Origin of the sequence: Leptothermofonsia sp. ETS-13 (assembly GCF_049200465.1) — a bacterium.
Classification (GTDB): Bacteria; Cyanobacteriota; Cyanobacteriia; order Leptolyngbyales; family Leptolyngbyaceae; genus Leptothermofonsia.
Window position 1 is genome coordinate 2983312 of sequence record NZ_CP120836.1, and the last position, 18162, is coordinate 3001473.

14 protein-coding genes are annotated in these 18162 nt (G+C 48.0%); 3 read left to right on the top strand and 11 right to left on the bottom strand.

Annotation, left to right across the window (positions count from 1 at the left end):
* Positions 1 to 290: 290 nt before the first annotated feature.
* From P4D80_RS13635 to bchL, 6 genes are all read right to left on the bottom strand, one after another.
* The gene (locus P4D80_RS13635) at positions 291 to 713 is read right to left on the bottom strand and encodes a hypothetical protein (RefSeq protein WP_421654548.1); all 423 of its coding nucleotides are present in this window, start codon (positions 711 to 713) and stop codon (positions 291 to 293) included.
* Positions 714 to 968: 255 nt separating this feature from the next.
* A complete protein-coding gene (locus P4D80_RS13640; RefSeq protein ID WP_421654549.1) occupies positions 969 to 1403 on the bottom strand; it encodes a hypothetical protein in 435 nt (144 codons plus the stop codon).
* Positions 1404 to 1588: 185 nt separating this feature from the next.
* Positions 1589 to 2167, bottom strand: coding sequence for a hypothetical protein (locus P4D80_RS13645; RefSeq protein ID WP_421654550.1), 579 nt, complete (start codon positions 2165 to 2167; stop codon positions 1589 to 1591).
* Between the two features lie 88 nt (positions 2168 to 2255).
* Positions 2256 to 3662 carry a ferredoxin:protochlorophyllide reductase (ATP-dependent) subunit N gene (locus P4D80_RS13650; RefSeq protein WP_421654551.1) on the bottom strand — a complete coding sequence of 469 codons (1407 nt, stop codon included), beginning with the start codon at positions 3660 to 3662 and terminating at the stop codon, positions 2256 to 2258.
* A 54-nt stretch (positions 3663 to 3716) separates the two neighbouring features.
* Positions 3717 to 4178 carry a DUF5331 domain-containing protein gene (locus P4D80_RS13655; protein ID WP_421654552.1) on the bottom strand — a complete coding sequence of 154 codons (462 nt, stop codon included), beginning with the start codon at positions 4176 to 4178 and terminating at the stop codon, positions 3717 to 3719.
* A gap of 140 nt (positions 4179 to 4318) precedes the next feature.
* Complete coding sequence (gene bchL, locus P4D80_RS13660) at positions 4319 to 5185, bottom strand: ferredoxin:protochlorophyllide reductase (ATP-dependent) iron-sulfur ATP-binding protein (protein ID WP_421654553.1); 867 nt, start codon at positions 5183 to 5185, stop codon at positions 4319 to 4321.
* An 853-nt stretch (positions 5186 to 6038) separates the two neighbouring features.
* Between bchL and P4D80_RS13665 the strand changes: the two genes are divergently transcribed.
* Positions 6039 to 7808, top strand: a complete 1770-nt coding sequence (locus P4D80_RS13665; protein WP_421654554.1) for a trypsin-like peptidase domain-containing protein — start codon at positions 6039 to 6041, stop codon at positions 7806 to 7808.
* Positions 7809 to 8202: 394 nt separating this feature from the next.
* Here P4D80_RS13665 and P4D80_RS13670 read toward each other — a convergent pair whose 3' ends face one another.
* Positions 8203 to 9045 carry a sensor histidine kinase gene (locus tag P4D80_RS13670; protein ID WP_421654555.1) on the bottom strand — a complete coding sequence of 281 codons (843 nt, stop codon included), beginning with the start codon at positions 9043 to 9045 and terminating at the stop codon, positions 8203 to 8205.
* A 421-nt stretch (positions 9046 to 9466) separates the two neighbouring features.
* Between P4D80_RS13670 and P4D80_RS13675 the strand changes: the two genes are divergently transcribed.
* Positions 9467 to 11062, top strand: coding sequence for an HD domain-containing protein (locus tag P4D80_RS13675; protein WP_421654556.1), 1596 nt, complete (start codon positions 9467 to 9469; stop codon positions 11060 to 11062).
* Here the strand turns inward: P4D80_RS13675 and P4D80_RS13680 are convergent.
* The 3 genes from P4D80_RS13680 to gndA all read right to left on the bottom strand — a co-directional run bounded on the left by P4D80_RS13680 (position 11033) and on the right by gndA (position 13442).
* A complete protein-coding gene (locus tag P4D80_RS13680) occupies positions 11033 to 11188 on the bottom strand; it encodes a hypothetical protein (protein ID WP_421654557.1) in 156 nt (51 codons plus the stop codon). The two genes, P4D80_RS13675 and P4D80_RS13680, sit on opposite strands and share 30 nt — an antisense overlap.
* Positions 11148 to 11429 carry a glutathione S-transferase family protein gene (locus P4D80_RS13685; protein WP_421659534.1) on the bottom strand — a complete coding sequence of 94 codons (282 nt, stop codon included), beginning with the start codon at positions 11427 to 11429 and terminating at the stop codon, positions 11148 to 11150. Before P4D80_RS13685 ends, P4D80_RS13680 begins: the two co-directional genes overlap by 41 nt.
* A 567-nt stretch (positions 11430 to 11996) precedes the next feature.
* On the bottom strand, positions 11997 to 13442 hold the full coding sequence (gene gndA / locus P4D80_RS13690; protein ID WP_421654558.1) for an NADP-dependent phosphogluconate dehydrogenase: 1446 nt from the start codon (positions 13440 to 13442) through the stop codon (positions 11997 to 11999).
* Between the two features lie 429 nt (positions 13443 to 13871).
* Here gndA and P4D80_RS13695 point away from each other — a divergent pair, with 429 nt between their 5' ends.
* Positions 13872 to 16571: a Ycf66 family protein gene (locus P4D80_RS13695; protein ID WP_421654559.1), complete on the top strand. Its 2700-nt coding sequence runs from the start codon at positions 13872 to 13874 to the stop codon at positions 16569 to 16571.
* Positions 16572 to 16588: 17 nt separating this feature from the next.
* Here the strand turns inward: P4D80_RS13695 and pyk are convergent, their stop codons facing one another.
* Entirely contained in the window at positions 16589 to 18031 is a 1443-nt protein-coding gene (gene pyk / locus P4D80_RS13700) for a pyruvate kinase (RefSeq protein ID WP_421654560.1), read from the bottom strand.
* Between the last annotated feature and the right edge of the window lie 131 nt (positions 18032 to 18162).

Below are 18162 nucleotides of genomic sequence, written 5' to 3' on the forward strand. Positions count from 1 at the left end.
AAGACTTATTTTGTGAGTTTTAAACCTATACCAATTCAATATGAGGATGCGTAGAATCAGAACCCTCTGTAGTCCCCCTTGGTAAGGGGGACGGCGACAGCCGGGGGTTGATAATGTACAGCTTCATAAAACATTGGTATTAGAGCTTGACCATAGAATTGTAACCAGAGAGAGCTGTCGGAATACTGACCTAATAGACTGGAGGCGCTGAAATAGTTGTATTCGGGTGCTGAGTACTCATAAACATAGAGGTAGGTTTGTTTATAACCGTATTGACCGTAATAAGTGGGTTAAGCCTGAATGTCATACCATTGCAAGGCGTTGGAAGCAGTGCTGAGATCAAAAGTATGGTTGACCGTACCAGAACTCAGCACCAAGCTCAGCAACGGAACGGTGCTAATCAGATAGCGACTCCAGTGAGTAGGGTCGGAATAATCATAGGACGTAACACTGTCGCTGTCGTAGGTGTACTCTGCATGTAAATGCATCACCAACATTGAAGCCACCTGCACCAGTGTAGTCATATTGCCAGGTGCCAGTAACCTGTCCGCTGATGATGGCTGCCTGGGCTTTAGTTGAGTCAAGGGTGCTATATGGTCAGAATGGCAGCGATCGCCGCTAACGAAATGGAAACTTGCTTGAGATTGAACATGAATTGAAGAACTCCAAATAGGGTGAATGGATTGGTAGAGTCCCTGTTTGGAAATAGGCATTTAACACTGTGCATGGCTAGCTAATGTTCATGAGCAATCACTAGTACAAGAGGCTGCTTTCTCCCGTTTGGTGACGTTTCCTGTAAGCAAATCGATCATTTCATCCGTACAACTGCCATCATTATTTCTGATGCGGCGGCACAATAAACCACCATCCAGTTGCTTCTGACAAATTACGGTTGAGGCATACATTGTTTGGGCTTGAGTGATTGCAGCAATAGATGAATGGGCAGGCGCAGCTTCCGTTACAGCCTTTTACACCCAAAAATCGACGAAAGCATTCGTTTGAGCAGATTTGATCGGCACAAATTGATAAGTTCCGTTGGGAAAGCGAGGACCTTTTATGAAGAGTGCAACGCAATTGCTTAAAGAACACAATGCTGAATCAACAGTTAGTTCTTTTGATGGCGAATTAAAATTGGCAAACTTACTCGGTTGGATGCAGTCTTCATCCTGAAAGACTGTTTGCGTTACTCGAAAATTCCCTAAAGAGCCAGGATTCAACACCTCGATTGGAGGAAGACGGTTTAGGAATGCAGTCGTAATGTTATGAATAATTTCTCCGGGTGTTAGAAGAGTCACCAACACAGTCGAAGAAAGCACACCTCTTACCCACCGTCCCGATCGAAGTTTAGATATGTTTGAGCCTTTAACAATTGTAGTCTCCTGCTGCGACGTGTCTTGAACCATGCGTTTAACTCCTTTTGAAGTGGAAGAGGCAAGGTGCGTGGGGTGTGTTAGGCAAAGCCGTAACGCACTAATTAACTTTGCTCTGGCCAATTATGCTATCGCGTTAATTCTGATACGGAATTACACACCCCAATCCACAATGAGCCAGCGTGGATCGTATTGCCGCAGCAAACTGACCAACTTCTTCAAATCATCAACCGTTGTTGGACAAACACAGCCTTCACTACCTGGGTTGGATTTGCTTTGAATCCAATTCCAGTCGGCATGGAAACCAAAAGCGTCTCGGCAACCCGAATGGCTGCAATTACGGGGACGATTTTCAAGTTTGATGATGGTACCCAGACTGGGCCAATACCAGATTTTGTGTGAGATACGCTGTAGTTATCCTTGCCACCAGCCCAATCAATGTCACCAATGTAATAACGATCTTGTGGAATGGGAGCCAAATTTCCTGGAACACTATCAGGGTGATTCCAGGATAAAAACCGTTGTGCACCTGCCAGTCCTGAAACAACATTTAAAAAATCAACCACGCCTTTATTGGGATCAACAAACTGAAGCTTGCACAACTCTAATCCTTCATAGGCATCTGCATCGGTGCGGGTTAAGCGGCAGTATACTCCTAAGCCATCAATGGGACGGGCAGCACTAAGGTCATTTTCGATCGCCCGTTTTGTCTCTGGACCGACTACACCATCAATCCGACTGAGAGCTTCGCGACGCTGATATAACTTGGCTGCATCTTCAGTTATAGCGGTAGTCATTATGGTTAGGACGGGGTGCAGGGGTGGAACCCCTGGCTGGGGGCGAAGCCTCTACACCCCTATGTTGCAAAATTGAGTGTTGCAAACACTAAACCTTTGCTTCTTCCTTCACCAGCTTATCCCAACCCAAATCCTTGAGATTGTTGTTACGGCGCAGAGGGCGAGTCACCAGTTCCAGAACGTCGCGGGCATTAGTGAATCCATGGATTTGGGCAAATGTAAACTCAACCGACCACTTGGTATTGATGCCACGGGCTTCCAGTGGATTGGCGTGAGCCATTCCTGTAATCACCAGATCCGGCTGTAATTCTTTAATCCGCTGAATCTGATTGTAATTGTCGGGCTTTTCTACGATTTTGGGTAACGGAACCCTCATCTCCTGGCAAGTCTTCTCCAGTAGAGCCAATTCGGCTCCCTGATAGCGCTTATCCATGTAGGGAATGCCAATTTCAGGGCAAGTCATGCCGCAGCGAATCAGAAAGCGTGCCAGAGAGATTTCTAGCAGATTATCCCCCATGAAAAAGACGGACTTACCCCGAATTAGTTTCACATACTCTTCCAGGCTTTCCCAGATCTGAGCTTCCCGTTCTGCCAGACCTGATGGCTCAATTCCAAATACTGAACAAATTTTCTCGATCCAGGCACGGGTGCCATCCGGTCCAATCGGGAAGGGAGCCCCAATGAGTTTACACTTGCGGCGGCGCATGAAAGTGGTAGCCGTGCGGCTGAGGAAGGGGTTTACACCTGCCACATAGTAGCCTTCCTCGATCACAGGTAGTTCAGTGTAGCGCTTGGCCGGTAGCCACCCTGAAACCTTAATTCCCTGCTTCTTCAGTTCCAGGGTCAATTGAGTGACAACCGGGTCAGGTAAGGAGCCAAACAGAACGAAGGGTGGATGATTGGCGTACTCCGACTCTTCTGCTTTAACCTCTTCTTGTTTGCGACCGAAGTTGAGCAGCTTAGAAATCGCGTTGCGTTCTTCCTTCTCAGTTTCAGCAACGGGCGCTTTATCAGGGCAGCGGTTTACCATGGCCGCCAGTACGGTGTCTTCTCCCTGGGTGAAAGCATAGTCCAATCCATTGGCACGGGCCACCACAATGGGAATTCCAATCTCACCTTCTAGTTTGGGAGCCATGCCTTCCAGATCCATCTTGATGATTTCAGTGGTGCAGGTGCCAATCCAAACAATCACAGAAGGGTTGCGATCGCGCTTAATATGCAAACACAACCGCTTCAGTTCTTCGTAATCATTCAACTGGGCAGAAATATCCCCTTCCTCCAGCTCAGCCATGGCATAACGGGGCTCAGCAAAAATCATCACACCCATTGCATTTTGCAGGAAATAACCGCAGGTCTTGGTCCCAATTACCAGAAAGAAACTGTCTTCAATCTTCTGGTATAGCCACGCCACGCAGCTAATCGGACAAAAAGTATGATAGTTCCCAGTCTCGCACTCAAAATTCAACGCCTGGGGTTGGGTATCGGCAAGAGTCATGAATCGATTCCTCTCAGTTATAGAAAATGATGGAGTGATGTTTTAGTGGACTTGTCAATCTTTCTCTCTCTGATCGGGGCGGGAACCCTGGCAATACTCATCCTGTCTGGAGTGAACCCTGACAACCTCTTTAGCAGAAGGCAGCTTCACTTCTGTATTGTTGAATGATGGCAGCATTTTGATTTGACCTTCTCCAATCTTGTTGGAAGTTTCTCGATCCTTTGAAAGAGCTTTATCTGTACTGCCCTGCTCCATCAAATAATCTTCCGGGTTAAAGTTAAGACCCAGCGCAACCATAATGCGATCCGGATTGCTGCTGAGATCCACAATTAAGGGCAACAGTTGAGTCAGGCGCGGCTCTAAAACAGAGAGCGTTGCCAGGATAAAGCCCGAGGAAGGACGTCGTTCTCCTTCACAGTTGACCCAGACCCCCAAACGGCTCAGCCATTCGCGGTTGTCCTCGTAATAGCTCAACCATTTTTCCCGTACCGATTGACGTAGTTGTTCAGTGTTCACGACGAAGAGAATTTTGAGTTTTGAGTCTTGAGTTTTAAGTTAAGGATGACAGAATGTCATTCGGTACTCGTTAGCGAATGCATTATCAGTTCAATCCTTGATTCACTCATAACTCATAACTTAAAACTCATCCTCTTTCTTTAGACCATCATTAGATCTAGCTCTTCTTCCTGAGTCTGCACTTTTGGCTTCTGAGGGTTTAGGTAGAAATCAGACAGGAGGGAGAACAGATCGCGATCCGGTGCATCATTGGGCACTACCCCCTCTGGACGGGCCAAAATCTGGTCGGCAATGTTGAGGTAATAATCACAAACATAATTGAGGGAAGGATCCGATTCTGCCATTTCAAACAGTGTCTTACCTTTCACACGGGAAACGCGGATATCTTCAATTAACGGCAACACTTCCAGCACAGGCATGGGCACTGCTTCGACATACTTTTCAATCAGATCCCGCTTGGCTGTACGGTTACCAATCAATCCGGCAAGACGCAGGGGATGGGTACGAGCCTTTTCCCGGACGGAAGCCGCAATCCGGTTGGCGGCAAACAAGGCATCGAAGCCGTTATCTGTAACGATTAAACAATAATCGGCATAGTTGAGGGGAGCCGCAAAACCGCCACAGACCACATCTCCCAGGACATCAAACAGGATGACATCGTACTCATCGAAGGCATTCAGCTCCTTCAGCAGCTTGACCGTTTCACCTACGACATAGCCACCACAACCGGCACCGGCGGGAGGGCCACCTGCCTCCACACAGTCCACGCCGCCATAGCCCTTATAAATCACATCTTCGGGCCATACATCCTCGTAGTGATAGTCTTTTGCCTGAAGGGTGTCAATAATGGTGGGAATTAGAAAGCCAGTCAGCGTAAACGTACTATCGTGTTTGGGGTCGCAACCAATTTGCAAAACTTTTTTTCCACGCCGGGCTAAAGCCACCGAGATATTACAACTCGTCGTGGATTTGCCGATTCCACCTTTTCCGTAAACTGCAAGTTTCACGCTAGTCGTCTCCTATAGTTTCATTTCAACCAGGTGGGAAGGAGCGCTGGAGTCGTTAGAACCGTAAGACTGCCTACCGTTCCAGTGGACCTCTGTTGTTCCCTTCAATCGGTCAGTAACAGCATTATTGTTGAACTTCTGAGCAATGGAAAGGGCCATCGAAAACAAGAAAGCCAGAAATAGGGACTAAAAGGACGAAAGAGGATATCAATACCTACCTGTAAAGTATCAGTCCCTTTCAGTCCCTTTTAACCTGAAAAATAAAATTTTATAAACCGCTTTTTATAAAAAGGGGAATAAAGACAAAATTTCTAAATCTCTGAGATTCAAGTGTTGCAGGAGTTTAGCGTGATTAGAGTGACCATTTGATGAGGCGGCAACCTCGCAAAAGGATGAGGCGGCAACCTCGCAAAAGTAAGATGTACTCGTAGGGCGTTCTATGGAATATCCTCCATTGGAGCAATGTTCAGTTGCCAATTTGTTAAGAATATTAAAATTTTGCCGATTGGGGTTCCGAATAGCGGCTTGGGTAAATTTCCGTTAATTTCTTTAGTAGTATTTTGTATATTGATTGCTGGAAGGTGCTTTTGCTTAAAGATTGAATAAAGCAGAGGTGGGATGGGAGCCAGGGCCTCTGGGATTGCAGATAGTAGTATCTAAGCTATAAATTTTATTGTCAGGGTACGTATCCTTTGTGTTTGCCGTGCTTTTGAGGAGAAGCGCTTACCAACTGGTCGAATTGATGACTGAAAAAACGCTTTATCTGCTGGGTAAAACGGCTCTGTAAAATTTTGGAAGATGCCAGGTTGCGAGTTAGCCTCCTGGGCAATCGCAGCCATAGGAGGATATCAAGTTGCTCAGACAGTTTGCAATATCACTGATTGCACCTACACTCATTCCGGCTCAGCTACCCACGTTTCAGAACGCGCAAACCAACCTTGATCCTCAGGTGAGCGCAGCCGCCAGGCCAGCCGTAGTTCGCGTTGTAGCAGGTTGCTCTGGCAAATATTCCTACGGCAGCATTGAATATTCCTTTGCTGTCGGAGAAGTGGGCTCGGGTTTCTTCATTAATCCCAACGGTTACATTGCAACGAATGCCCATCTGTTGCGTCCTACGGCCAGGGAAGGTTGCGAGGACTATGTGATTGATAATCTGGCTGAGCGAATTAATGGCAGAAGCAGCTCTGAAAGTATTTCTGGGCAAACCAAGGCTGAGCTCAGAAACAGTATCCGGATTGCCAATAATATTGATTACTTTACGCGGGTTATTCTGCCCAATGGCGATTCTTTTCCCTTTGAAACGAAGAAAATGGGTAAGTCCTTAGGAGGAGATAGTGAGGATATTGCAATCATCAAGATTCAACTGACGAACGCTCCAACGATTCAATTCGCAGATTCCAGCGATCCCAAACCTCAAGACCCAGTTACGGTTGTTACCTACCCATTGCGGGGAGAAACCAGCTCCTTTTTTTCACCCCTCCTTTCGGGGGATTTGCCCTCTAATCAACCCCTGGGTAGGGTGGAGGTGTTGAATGGTCAGATTTTGGACTCCAGTAAGTTAGGAGGAAGCCGTCGCTCATTTTTGCAACTGAATTCCCGGTTTTCAATCGGAATTTCTGGAAGCCCGCTGCTCAACAGTAAGGGGGAAGCGATTGGTATGATAACGCTGGGTAGTGAAGACGCTGGCGGTAATATTACCTCTGCGGTACTCAACCAGACCCTTCTTCCCTTTATCAAGGAATTTAATGGCACCCGGAAGGATAACCCCACCAATCACCTGTACCGGGAAGGGCTTGGACTTCTGCAAAAAGGAGATTTTAAAGGAGCAAAGGCTAACTTTGAAAAGTTGAGGGACCTTTTTCCTTACCATTCGGAGGTGTATTTTCTCATCGATGAGAGCGATCGCGGGTTAGCAGAGGCAAAGGAGAAGACCCGGCTCACCTTCTTGCTGGCCGGTGCTGGGGTTTTAGGGGGAGTCATTTTGGCTGGCTATTGGCTCCTCAAGCGCAAGCACAGCAGATTGCGGAGAGTAACACCGTCTTTTGCTGCCTCCCTGCCCAATCCTTCCTTGAAGCCGGATGAAGCTACTGCTAAGGAGTTGGGGGTTGATTGGCCAAAACCTTCAGTTGAAGCAGACAGAGATTCCGCTTCTCCAGAATATGTTTCTGGGCAAGCGGCAGTTACTCAAATCAGCGGAAATGTTTCGAGCCCGGCAACGGTAATTGGACTCCAGCCCTTTGTGGAGTTGAAAAACCAGGATGGTAAGGTAAAGCGGTTTTACCTGCATCGAGACCGCCACTACCTGGGACGAGATCGCGGCTGGGCTGATCTTTACATCCTTGAGGGCGGATGGGAAGTGATTTCCAGACGCCATGCCGTTTTTGAACGGGAAGGGGATGATTACCGGATCTATGACGGCGATCGCCAGAACCCCAGCACCAATGGAATTTTGATCAATAACACCCCTGTCACAACCCAGGAAGGATATTTGCTCAAGGACGGAGACCAGCTCCAGACCGGACAAGATGCTCGCAACCAGGTGATTTTGACCTATTCCAATCCTGGCCGCAGCCAGTCATCCAGCTTTCAAATGAATGGCACCAGCGATGGGCATCGGGCTTAGTCAGTTGGGTTATGACTCAAAGAAATGTGGGAGCTAATTTATAAAGGGTTTCAGCCTTGTTAGTTTTTTGTTTGAAAAGGTACGTCTAAATAAGGTTCAGCAACTGTTGCAGATTTTTCCACATTTATTTAACGCACATATTTAACGCACAACCGTCAGTTGTTTGTTGTTTGTTAGTTGTTAGAGAGGGGTGAATGAGTGGATGGGGTGAAGGTTAGTTATTAATTGTTAGTTATTGTAGCGATAGCCACCAGGCTTAGGTCGAGGTGCAGGGAGGAGCCCCTAGCCTAGGGGCGAAGCCTTAAACCTAAGGTCCTAAGCAAACTGGCGACAGCTATAGTTGTTAGAGAGGGGTGAAATGTGAAGTGAAAACTCAAAACTCCTACGCATTCATTCAGCTACCCACCTTTCCACTCCCCACTCCCCACTCCCCATTCTCCATTTCCCGTTCCACTGGCAGAGTGAAATAGAAACGACTACCCTGCCCGTGAACAGACTCAAAACCCATCTGGCCGCCCTGGTTCTCAACCAGTAGCTTGCATAGGGAGAGCCCTAACCCAGTTCCTTGGATATTGTGGCGATCGCGATGCTTCACCCGGTAAAACCGCTCAAACACATGGGGCTGATCTGTAATGGGAATCCCTAACCCGCGATCGCGAACCCAGACTTCAACCCAGCCCGATGGCAACGGGTTAACACCCACCTCGACGGGAGTGCCATTGGGGGAATACTTGATGGCATTGGATATCAGATTGATCAAAACCTGAGAAATCTGCCAGCGATCGCCCCAGACCAGCGGTAAGTTAGCATCCCACTGATGAGCTATGGGGTATGGACGATATGCCTCAATAACTTCTTCTAGCAATGCCGGTAAGCTGAAACTGGCTGGATGAGTCTTCAATGCACCAGTTTCAAGGTTGCGAATGGTTGTGAGGTCGTTCAATAGATCTTGTAACCGATGAACCTGCTGCTTCACTACGTTAAGGAATTCCTGGCGATGCTCTGCGTCGAGCCCAGGTTCTGCTAAGAGATCAACTGACCCACTCAGCGAAGTTAGTGGAGTAGCCAACTGGTGAGTCATCAAATGCATAAATTGGGTTTGACTGGCAATTTGTTCCTTGAGTGCCTGGTTCTCCATCAGTGCTTTTATCAGTTCGGGATCTGCGTAGTCAATCAGGTCAGGTTCCAGTGAGCTTGACCATGGAAGAAGCGGCTCATTGTTGAACGAGAATGACATGAGACAGCCCTAAATACGTAAGCAGCAATCAGCAATCTGAAATCAACTCCACACAACTGGAATGAATGCCTCCGCCACCCAATTGCGGCAAATCTGCTCATTCTTTCACAACCCTTACTTAGAACATTTTACATATTTTTACATTTTCCGACTCACCTTTCTGAAGTTGTTGGTTGCTCATCAGGCGACAGGCAAGACTCCCGCTCCCATCCACCTATCCACTCAATTCAACCTTTTTCTCTTCCTGATCCTCTCCCCTCGGGGTTGTTGATAGAAATTGATACCTGAATGAACCCACTGAGGTGTACAAATAGGGATGGGCAAGAATAAGCGTGCGAAGTTGGGCAGGGCAGTTGGCTCTGTAAATTGGATGGTTGGCTCTATTTCAAAAACTAGAAATGCATTGGTGAGTATCTCTACGATGGCTGTAGACCATGAGCGGGTTTTGGCTGCGATTGATGTAGGCACAAATTCCATTCATATGGTTGTTGTCCGGGTGCAGCCGACCCTGCCTGCCTTCACCATCGTCTCTAAGGAGAAAACGACAGTTCGGTTGGGCGATCGCGACAAGCAGACGGGCAACCTGACGCCAGGAGCCATGGAGCGGGCGATGGAGGCTCTTCGACGCTGTATTGAGATCTCTAAAACCCTGAATGCGGAACAAATTCTTGCGGTTGCCACTAGTGCTGTGCGAGAAGCCCCCAATGGACGAGAGTTTCTCAATCGGGTGGGGGAGGAATTGGGACTTTGGATTAATCTGATTTCAGGTACGGAGGAAGCCCGCCGCATTTACCTTGGTGTCCTATCAGGGATGGAGTTCAGCCAGCAACCGCATGTCATTATCGACATCGGCGGAGGATCTACAGAACTCATCCTGGGGGATGGGCATGAACCACGCACTCTAAGCAGTACCAAGGTTGGAGCCGTCCGTTTAACAGCGGAACACATCACCACAGATCCCATCAGTAACGTCGAGTTTCAATCGCTTCAGGCATACATTCGGGGAATGCTGGAACGATCTGTGGAGGAACTTCAGGCGCACCTCCGACCGGGAGAACGCCCCCGTCTGGTTGGGACTTCGGGCACGATTGAAACCCTGGCCACAATGCACGCCCGCGAAACTCAGGGGATAGTTCCCAATCCCCTGAATGGCTATAGCCTTACGCTGGGGGATTTGCGGGATATAGTTAACCGTTTACGTCGGTTAAACCTGGCTGAGCGATCGCAAATTCCTGGCATCAACGATCGCCGCGCCGAAATTATCCTGGCAGGAGCCCTGATTCTACAGGAAGCAATGACGCTCCTGGGGGCGGAGTCGATTGTCATCTGTGAGCGATCGCTGCGGGAAGGGGTCATTGTTGATTGGATGTTGACCCACGGGCTGATTGAAGACCGTCTGCGCTACCAGAGTTCCGTTCGCCAGCGCAGTGTGATTAAAACAGCTCAAAAATATCGCGTTAACCTGCCCTACAGCGAGCGGGTTGCCCATTTTGCCCTCAGCCTGTTTGACCAGACCCAGGGAATTTTGCACGAATGGGGCGAGGAAGAACGGGAACTGCTCTGGGCAGCGGCTATCCTCCACAACTGTGGCCATCATGTCAGCCACGATGCGCATCACAAACATTCCTATTACCTGATCCGCAATGGCGATTTGCTAGGTTACACCGAAACGGAGGTGGAAACGATTGCCAACCTGGCCCGCTACCACCGCAAAAGCCTGCCCAAGAAAAAGCACGAAAATTATCGCTGTTTGACCAGCAAGCGACACCGCCGTATTGTGGATCAGCTCAGTGCATTGTTGCGCCTTGCCGTTGCCCTCGATCGCCGCCAAATCGGCGCGATTAAGCAAGTCACCTGCAAGCATCTACCCGACAAAAGCGAATTCCATTTACTGCTAGAAGCAGCCCGCGTCGGTGATGACTGTGCCCTTGAGCTCTGGAGCCTCAATTACAAGAAAGATGCATTTGAAACTGAATTTGGGCTCAGGTTAGTACCCGTTTTGGAATCCGTTCATTGAGGCATCACAGTTGTTGAGGGGGCGATGGCACATTTTTTCAGTGAAATGGTTGCGGGCTGAAATTCGTTGAGAGCAATCATCTACATCATTCATGACGATCGCGATCGCCTCTGCTCCCTTTGGCATCAGGGGTGGAGATGGATATTTGGCTTCTAACTAATTTGCTTCTAACTAATTTGCTTCTAACTAATTTGCTTCTAACTAAACAGTCCAGAATGGCCAGTGATTCCACAACGCGAAATTCATCTTCGATAATGACTGGAACTCGTTGTAACGGATTGATTTCGGTAAATTCAGGTTGAACTTGCTCCCCATCTAGATTGAGCGGAACTAGTTCAAATCCAAATGGAATTTGTTTTTTCAGCAGCGCAACCCAAACTCAGCGAGCATTTACAGAAATTGAAGCATAGTAAAAAATTGAAGCATAGTAAAACTGCAACATCGGTGATTACTTGGGATTGAATGCTTCTTTATTTAAGAGGCCGCTGCTGTGAATAAAGCGCATCACATTTAAATTGCTACAGAAGATCCGTTCACATCGAAGGAGCAAGCTCTTTTCTATAGCGATAGTCATTATGCCAACTCTGAACGCTTGCCTCGGTGAGGGAAATAACAAATATAGCTCTAAACAGGTGCGTTAGGACATTGAAATTAAAGAGGGAGTGGGGGCTTCGCCCCCAGCTAGGGGTTGAAACCTCTAGAGAGTGTTCTAGAAACGGGGTTCTAACTCCTCGAAACCCTAATTCCCTCGCCCCCCTTTCCAGGATTGCCACAAAAAATTGACAAACCCAACCAAAATTGACAAACCCAACCTTTGCACCCCGTCCTAACCATAATGACTACTACAATAAAATACTAAAAAGGGGTAGAATAAAATACTAAAAAGGGGTAGGAAATATCCTACCCCTACAAAATTGTTAATTGAAATCAGGTATTACTTAACCATTGCTGGTTCGGGCGTCTGGTCTGCAATGTTAACCCAATCGGTATGATAAGCGCCAGGTTTGTCCACACGCTCGTAGGTATGAGCACCAAAGTAGTCGCGCTGCGCCTGGGTAAGGTTTTGAGGCAAGCGATCGCGCCGATAACTATCAAAGTAATCTAGCGATGCACTAAATGCTGGTACCGGGATACCCACTGTTGCGGCAACGGCTACCACCTCTCGCCAGGCCATCTGCCGATCCAGAATCGTTTGCTTAAACTCCGGTGCCAGCAGCAGATTCGGCAGGCCGGGGTTTTCATCAAACGCATGCTTGATCTTGTTCAAAAAGCCAGCTCGAATAATGCACCCCCCTTTCCAGATGCGAGCGCATTCACCCAGGTTGAGGTTAAAACCATACACCTCTGATGCCTTACTTAGTAAGGCCATCCCTTGCGCGTAGGAACACATCTTAGAGCAGTACAAGGCATCTCGTACCTTGGTAATAAACTCCTGGGTATCGCCATCAAAATTGGCACTGGGACCTGTCAATTGCTTAGACGCTGCAACCCGCTCTTGCTTATAAGAAGACATGATGCGAGCAGTCACAGCTGCGATGATTGTGGGAATGGCAACGCCAATTTCCAGGGCATCAGTAACAGTCCAGCGCCCGGTACCCTTCTGCCCAGCAGCATCCATAATCATATCGACTAGAGGCTTACCCGTTTCGGGGTCTATCACCTTAAAAATGTCTGCCGTGATCTCAATTAGATAGGAGTTGAGTTCATCGGTCGTATTCCACTCAGCGAACACTTCATGCAACCGTTGAGCGTTCAAGCCCAGAACATTTCTGAGCAGGTCATAGGCTTCAGCAATTAGCTGCATGTCGCCATATTCAATTCCGTTATGCACCATCTTGACATAGTGCCCAGCACCACCAGGTCCAATATAGGTGACACAGGGACCATCATCAACCTGAGCTGCAATTTTGGTCAGGATAGGTTCCAGGTGATGATAGGCTTGCTGAGTACCCCCAGGCATCAGACTGGGACCATTCAAAGCACCCTCTTCACCGCCACTCACCCCCATGCCAATGAAGGTGAACTTAGCCGATTCCAGGTCAGCAGCACGACGCTGAGTATCCGTAAACAGTGAGTTACCGCCATCAATTAGAATGTCTCCTTCATCCAGGAGGGGCTTCAGTTGTTCAATCATTGCATCGACCGGAGCACCCGCTTTTACCATAATCAGGATTTTGCGGGGGCGTTCCAGGGCGGCAACAAACTCTTCTAGGGTATACGCCGCAACAAAATTCTTACCCTGTGCCCGCGTTGCCATGAATGTATCTGTTTTTTCACGGCTACGGTTATATACAGCAACGGGAAACCCATTACGTTCTACGTTGAGCGCCAGGTTTTCACCCATCACGGCAAGACCAATCACACCAAAGCTTTGTGCCATAGATTTTCCTGAGAACTCTGCAAATGCTGGGGCTGTCTATTCCTCCCAGCGTAGCCCGATCCCATCAGGAAAGCTTGGAAAATAAGATTAAGCTGTGACGCAATTAGCCCTGTTAGAGAAAGGAAAAACAGGGGAAACATGGAGGGGAACGCAAAAGAGGAAAGGGATAGAAAGAAGGGAGCCTCAATAGAAACGGAAATGGGGCGGTTTTAGCGAGGTGAGGAAACGCAAACAAATCTTTCCTGATCGCGATTGTCCAATGTCCTGCAAATGTTTCTTTATCTGAAGGAATCAAATTCTTTATTTGAGGAATCAAAAGTGGAAGAGATCTTTAGGTTTCTTAACATATTCTCTTAAAACTTAAATCTCATCCCTCTTTGGCGGAGTAAAGTTAATAGGTAGTCCTCAGGCACGGTTGGAGCGGCAATTATGCTGGCATATCTTCTGGCACTGGTCGTTGGCTTAGGCAGTTTCGCCCTTTATATGGCTGCCTTTTTTTTCCCAGAGATACACCGCAAAAATGATTTTATTTGGAGCGGGGTCGGGTTGTTCTATGCTTTGGTGTTGTGGGTTTGTGCTGAACGTATTCGGGGAGGGTTGCTGTTAGGGCAAACAGCAAGTGTGGCTTTGCTGGGTTGGTTGGGCTGGCAAACGTTGATGATGCGGCGGCAAGTCACTCCACTAGAGGAACAAACGGCACTTCCCAGTTCCGATGAATTGAAGGGAATACTGTCGAATTTGTCCAAGCCTGAAACCTTCTCCAAGCTGTCTGGGCAAGTTGTCAGTCAATTTGAAAAGTTGAGAAACCAAATTCAGGACTTGACTGGCAGTGTGGGTAAGCCCAAGGTTGTAGTAAAACCTGAGCTAGATGAACCCTACATACCTCTCACTCCAGAAGATTTCGCATCGGCTCGCCGCAAGCCAATGGTTGAAGCCCCAGTGGATGTAGATATAGACATTGACACTGAAGAGACGATCGCCCATGTTGAGGAGGCGATCGCCGATGCCGTTGAGCAAGCACCATCCTCAGAGATGACGCCAGGTGAAGCGTTTGAAACCTTGACCGAGGAAGCTTCAGATCAGGTTCATGAGGTTTCTGAGCAAATCGGTATTGGTTCTAGCAAAGCCGCCAGAGATGTCAAGGAAGCAGCCTATGCTGCGGCTGAAAATACAACAAAATCAGTTCCACCTCTGAAAGAAAAAGCAACCAGTGTGTTTGCGATCTTTAGTGATGTGGCAAGGGGCCTGTTCAAGAAGAAAGAGAGCAAGCCAACCTATGTCAGAAAGCAGTTTCGCCAATCCACCGGGGAAGTTGTTCTTGAGCAAAAGGTTTCCCCAGAGGGATTGGATGAGCCCGCTACAATCCATGCCGAATTAGTTAATGAAGAGACGATTGTAGAAGGAATTGCCGATGCAGCGATCGCAGAAACTATCGCTACAGAAGTGACAGAAGTGATGGAAAAAGTGACCGAGAAAGAATCTTTTCCATCTGTTGAAGAATTGTTTGAAGCAGAAACTCCAGCTAACCAAACAAGTGAAATTGATTCTACGGATGCTCTAATTGAAGGACTCCTTCAAGAAAAAGAGCCAGTTACTGAGGAGTTGTCCTTAGCGGATCAATCTGATGAACCCGGTTCTGCTGATGCGGCAATCGCGGGGCTTTTTCAAGAAGAGCCAGTTACTGAGGAGTTGTCCTTAGCGGATCAATCTGATGAACTCGGTTCTGCTGATGCGGCGATCGCGGGGCTTTTTCAAGAAGAGCCAGTTACTGAGGAATTGTCCTTAGCGAATCAATCTGATGAACTCGGTTCTGCTGATGCGGCGATCGCGGGACTTTTTCAAGAAGAGCCTACTATTGAAGAAACTTTAGTGGTGGAAGAAACGCTTCAATTCGAACCAGAATCAGCAGTTGATTCCAACCTGGAAGAAGCTCCAGAGGCAACGATTTCCGAAAATTTGCTTGCCAATATAGATACATCTTTTGAGGCACAGTCTGAAGCAATTTTAGATATGGGGTCCGATATCCCTTCCTTTGAGACTGAAACCATATCTTCTGCTGAGATAACCGGGCTTTTCCAGGAACAATCTCAGGAACAATCTGAAGTCACTTCAGAAACAGGCTTCGATTTTTCCTTTGCCTCAGAAGAAACTCCAGCCGCAAACCTGGAGACTTCTGAGATTGTGGAAGAGAGTGCTTCAGGTGAGGATGAGATTCTGAAGGAATTGGCTGAAGCGGATCTCGACAGCGATCTGGACATGCCTTTCGATACTGGTGAAACAGCACCCCCTGAAGTGAACTCCCTCTTCCAGAAACCGTTGGAGGAACCGCTGGAAATAAGTCCAGATTTGAACCTGGAGATAGCCTTAGCCAACCTTGAGGAAGGTTCTGTAGATGAAGTTTCTGATGGCGATTCACTGTTTGAAGAATCGCCTGGAATTGGAGAATTGTCTGGAATAACTCCCGATACAAACTGGGATGATTCCTTCAATGAAGCTGAGGACACTCCTCCAGCGACTGAAATGGTTTCTTCCGATGGTGAAGATATATCTTCTTCAGAAAGAGAAGCCCTTCTTCAAGAGGAATCTGAAGCCATTCCAGATCTTTCCTCAGAATCTTCCTCACCCGTGACAGAAGAAGCATTGTTCCCGAATATTGATGGACTCTTTCAGGAACAATCTGAGAAGGCTGCTGACTTTAGCCTGGAGTCTTCCTCCAATCTGGTTGAAGAGGTTACATCAGATATTGATGCCTTCTTTGAGGAACAAAACAAATCTCATTTGCCCATGGGTCTGGAAAATCCATTTGCAGAGGCGATCGCAGAGCAACCGATTTTAACAACCGATTTGCTGGCAGAAGAATCTGCCCCGCTCGAAGACTTTAATCTGGAAGGGAGGCTCCCTAGTGAGACAGTTGCTGAGGATGCCGTCCAAGGGGTAGACATTGAGATTCAGTTTGAGCCAGAGGGCACGATTGATCTGAATAATCTGGAAGGGTTGTTTGACGATGTCTCTGCCGAAGGTGCTGGCCTGGACGTTGAGAATCTGTTTCCAGAAAATACAGAGAATTTTGACCTTAGCCTTGAAGACGCCTTTAAAGACTCGGATAGAAAGCCTGAGGGTGAGGGGTAATTGCTCAGATCTGGCTCTCAGCCCCTTTCCTGACAGCCCTTAGATGAGATCGTGTGAATTTTGAGGAAGTTAGTACCGCCTGCCTTGCCAAATGGAATTCCACCCATAACCAGCACCTTATCGCCAGGCGCTGCAAAGTTGCGCTGAATCAAGTCTGCCTCCACTTGCGATAAAACATCGGTCAAGGTGCCTTCAAAGGCTTTTGACAAGACGGGTCTAACACCCCAGTTTAAGCTGAGACGGCGATAGACTCTGGGGTTTGGTGTATAGGCAACGATGGGAGCCTTTGGTCGTTCTGCTGATGCAAGTTCAGCGGTGTAGCCTGTCTCTGTAAAGGCGACAATACATTGCAGATTGACGGTGTCATCGATCGCATGTAAAGCCTCACTGATGGCATTGGCATCATCAGGATGATTGGCTGGATAGTTGACAAATTGGACCGCAGGTTCAACTTCGGTCGCAATCCGCGCCAACATCTTGACTGACTCTACCGGGTAATTGCCTACAGCCGACTCGCCAGAGAGCATGACAGCATCGGTACCATCCATAATTGCGTTCGCTACATCACTGGCCTCCGCACGGGTAGGACGAGGATTATGAATCATGCTGTCCAACATTTGAGTTGCTGTAATCACCGGAATGCCCTTTCGGTTGCACAGTTGGATGATCCGCTTCTGAATCAAGGGCACCTTCTCCGGACTCATTTCCACACCTAGATCGCCTCGTGCCACCATGATGGCATTGCACTCATCGACAATCGCTTCCAGGTTAGCGATCGCCTGGGGCCTCTCCAGCTTTGCCATCACAGGAATGTCCACTTTTTTCTCCTTCAGCAAAGCCTTAAGCGTTTGAATATCCTCCGGTTTACGGACAAAGCTGAGGGAAATGATGTCTACTCCTTGCTCAATGCCAAAGTCCAAGTCACGCTGGTCCTTTTCAGTCATGGAGGGCAGGCGTAGATTCAGTGTTGGAAAGTTAACACCCTTGCGGCTTTTGAGAACTCCTCCCTCCACCACTTTGCACTGAACCACATTGCCATCGATTTTTTCGACTCGCAATTCCAACAAGCCATCATCCAACAAAACCTGCGTTCCCGGTTCTGCTTCCTCTGCCACGTAGGGATAGTCGATGCCAACAGTATTGGGTTGTCCTGTGTAGTCAGCGATTGGAACTAGAGTGAGGCTGTCTCCTTCATTCAAGATTATCCCTTCAGCAGGCAAGTCACCCACCCGGATCTTTGGTCCCTGAAGGTCTTGCAGGAGCATCAACGGCAAGTCCAGTTCTTCAGAAATATCTCGCAATCGTTTGATCCGTTTAGCGTGATCCTCATAGTTACCGTGGGAAAAGTTGAGCCGCGCCACATTCATTCCTGCCAGCATCAGTTTGCGAATCATTTCGGGAGAATCGCTTGCTGGACCAATTGTTGCCACAATTTTGGTGCGATGGATCAATGGTTTCATTAGGGTGGGAGGGGAACAGGTGGTAGGTGAGAGGGTAGGGTAGCGAAGCCTGCCCGAAGAGTATGAGGGCGATGGGGTAGTGAAGGCCGTCTTTCACCCTCCCACCACTTTATTCTTCTACGCTCTTAGGC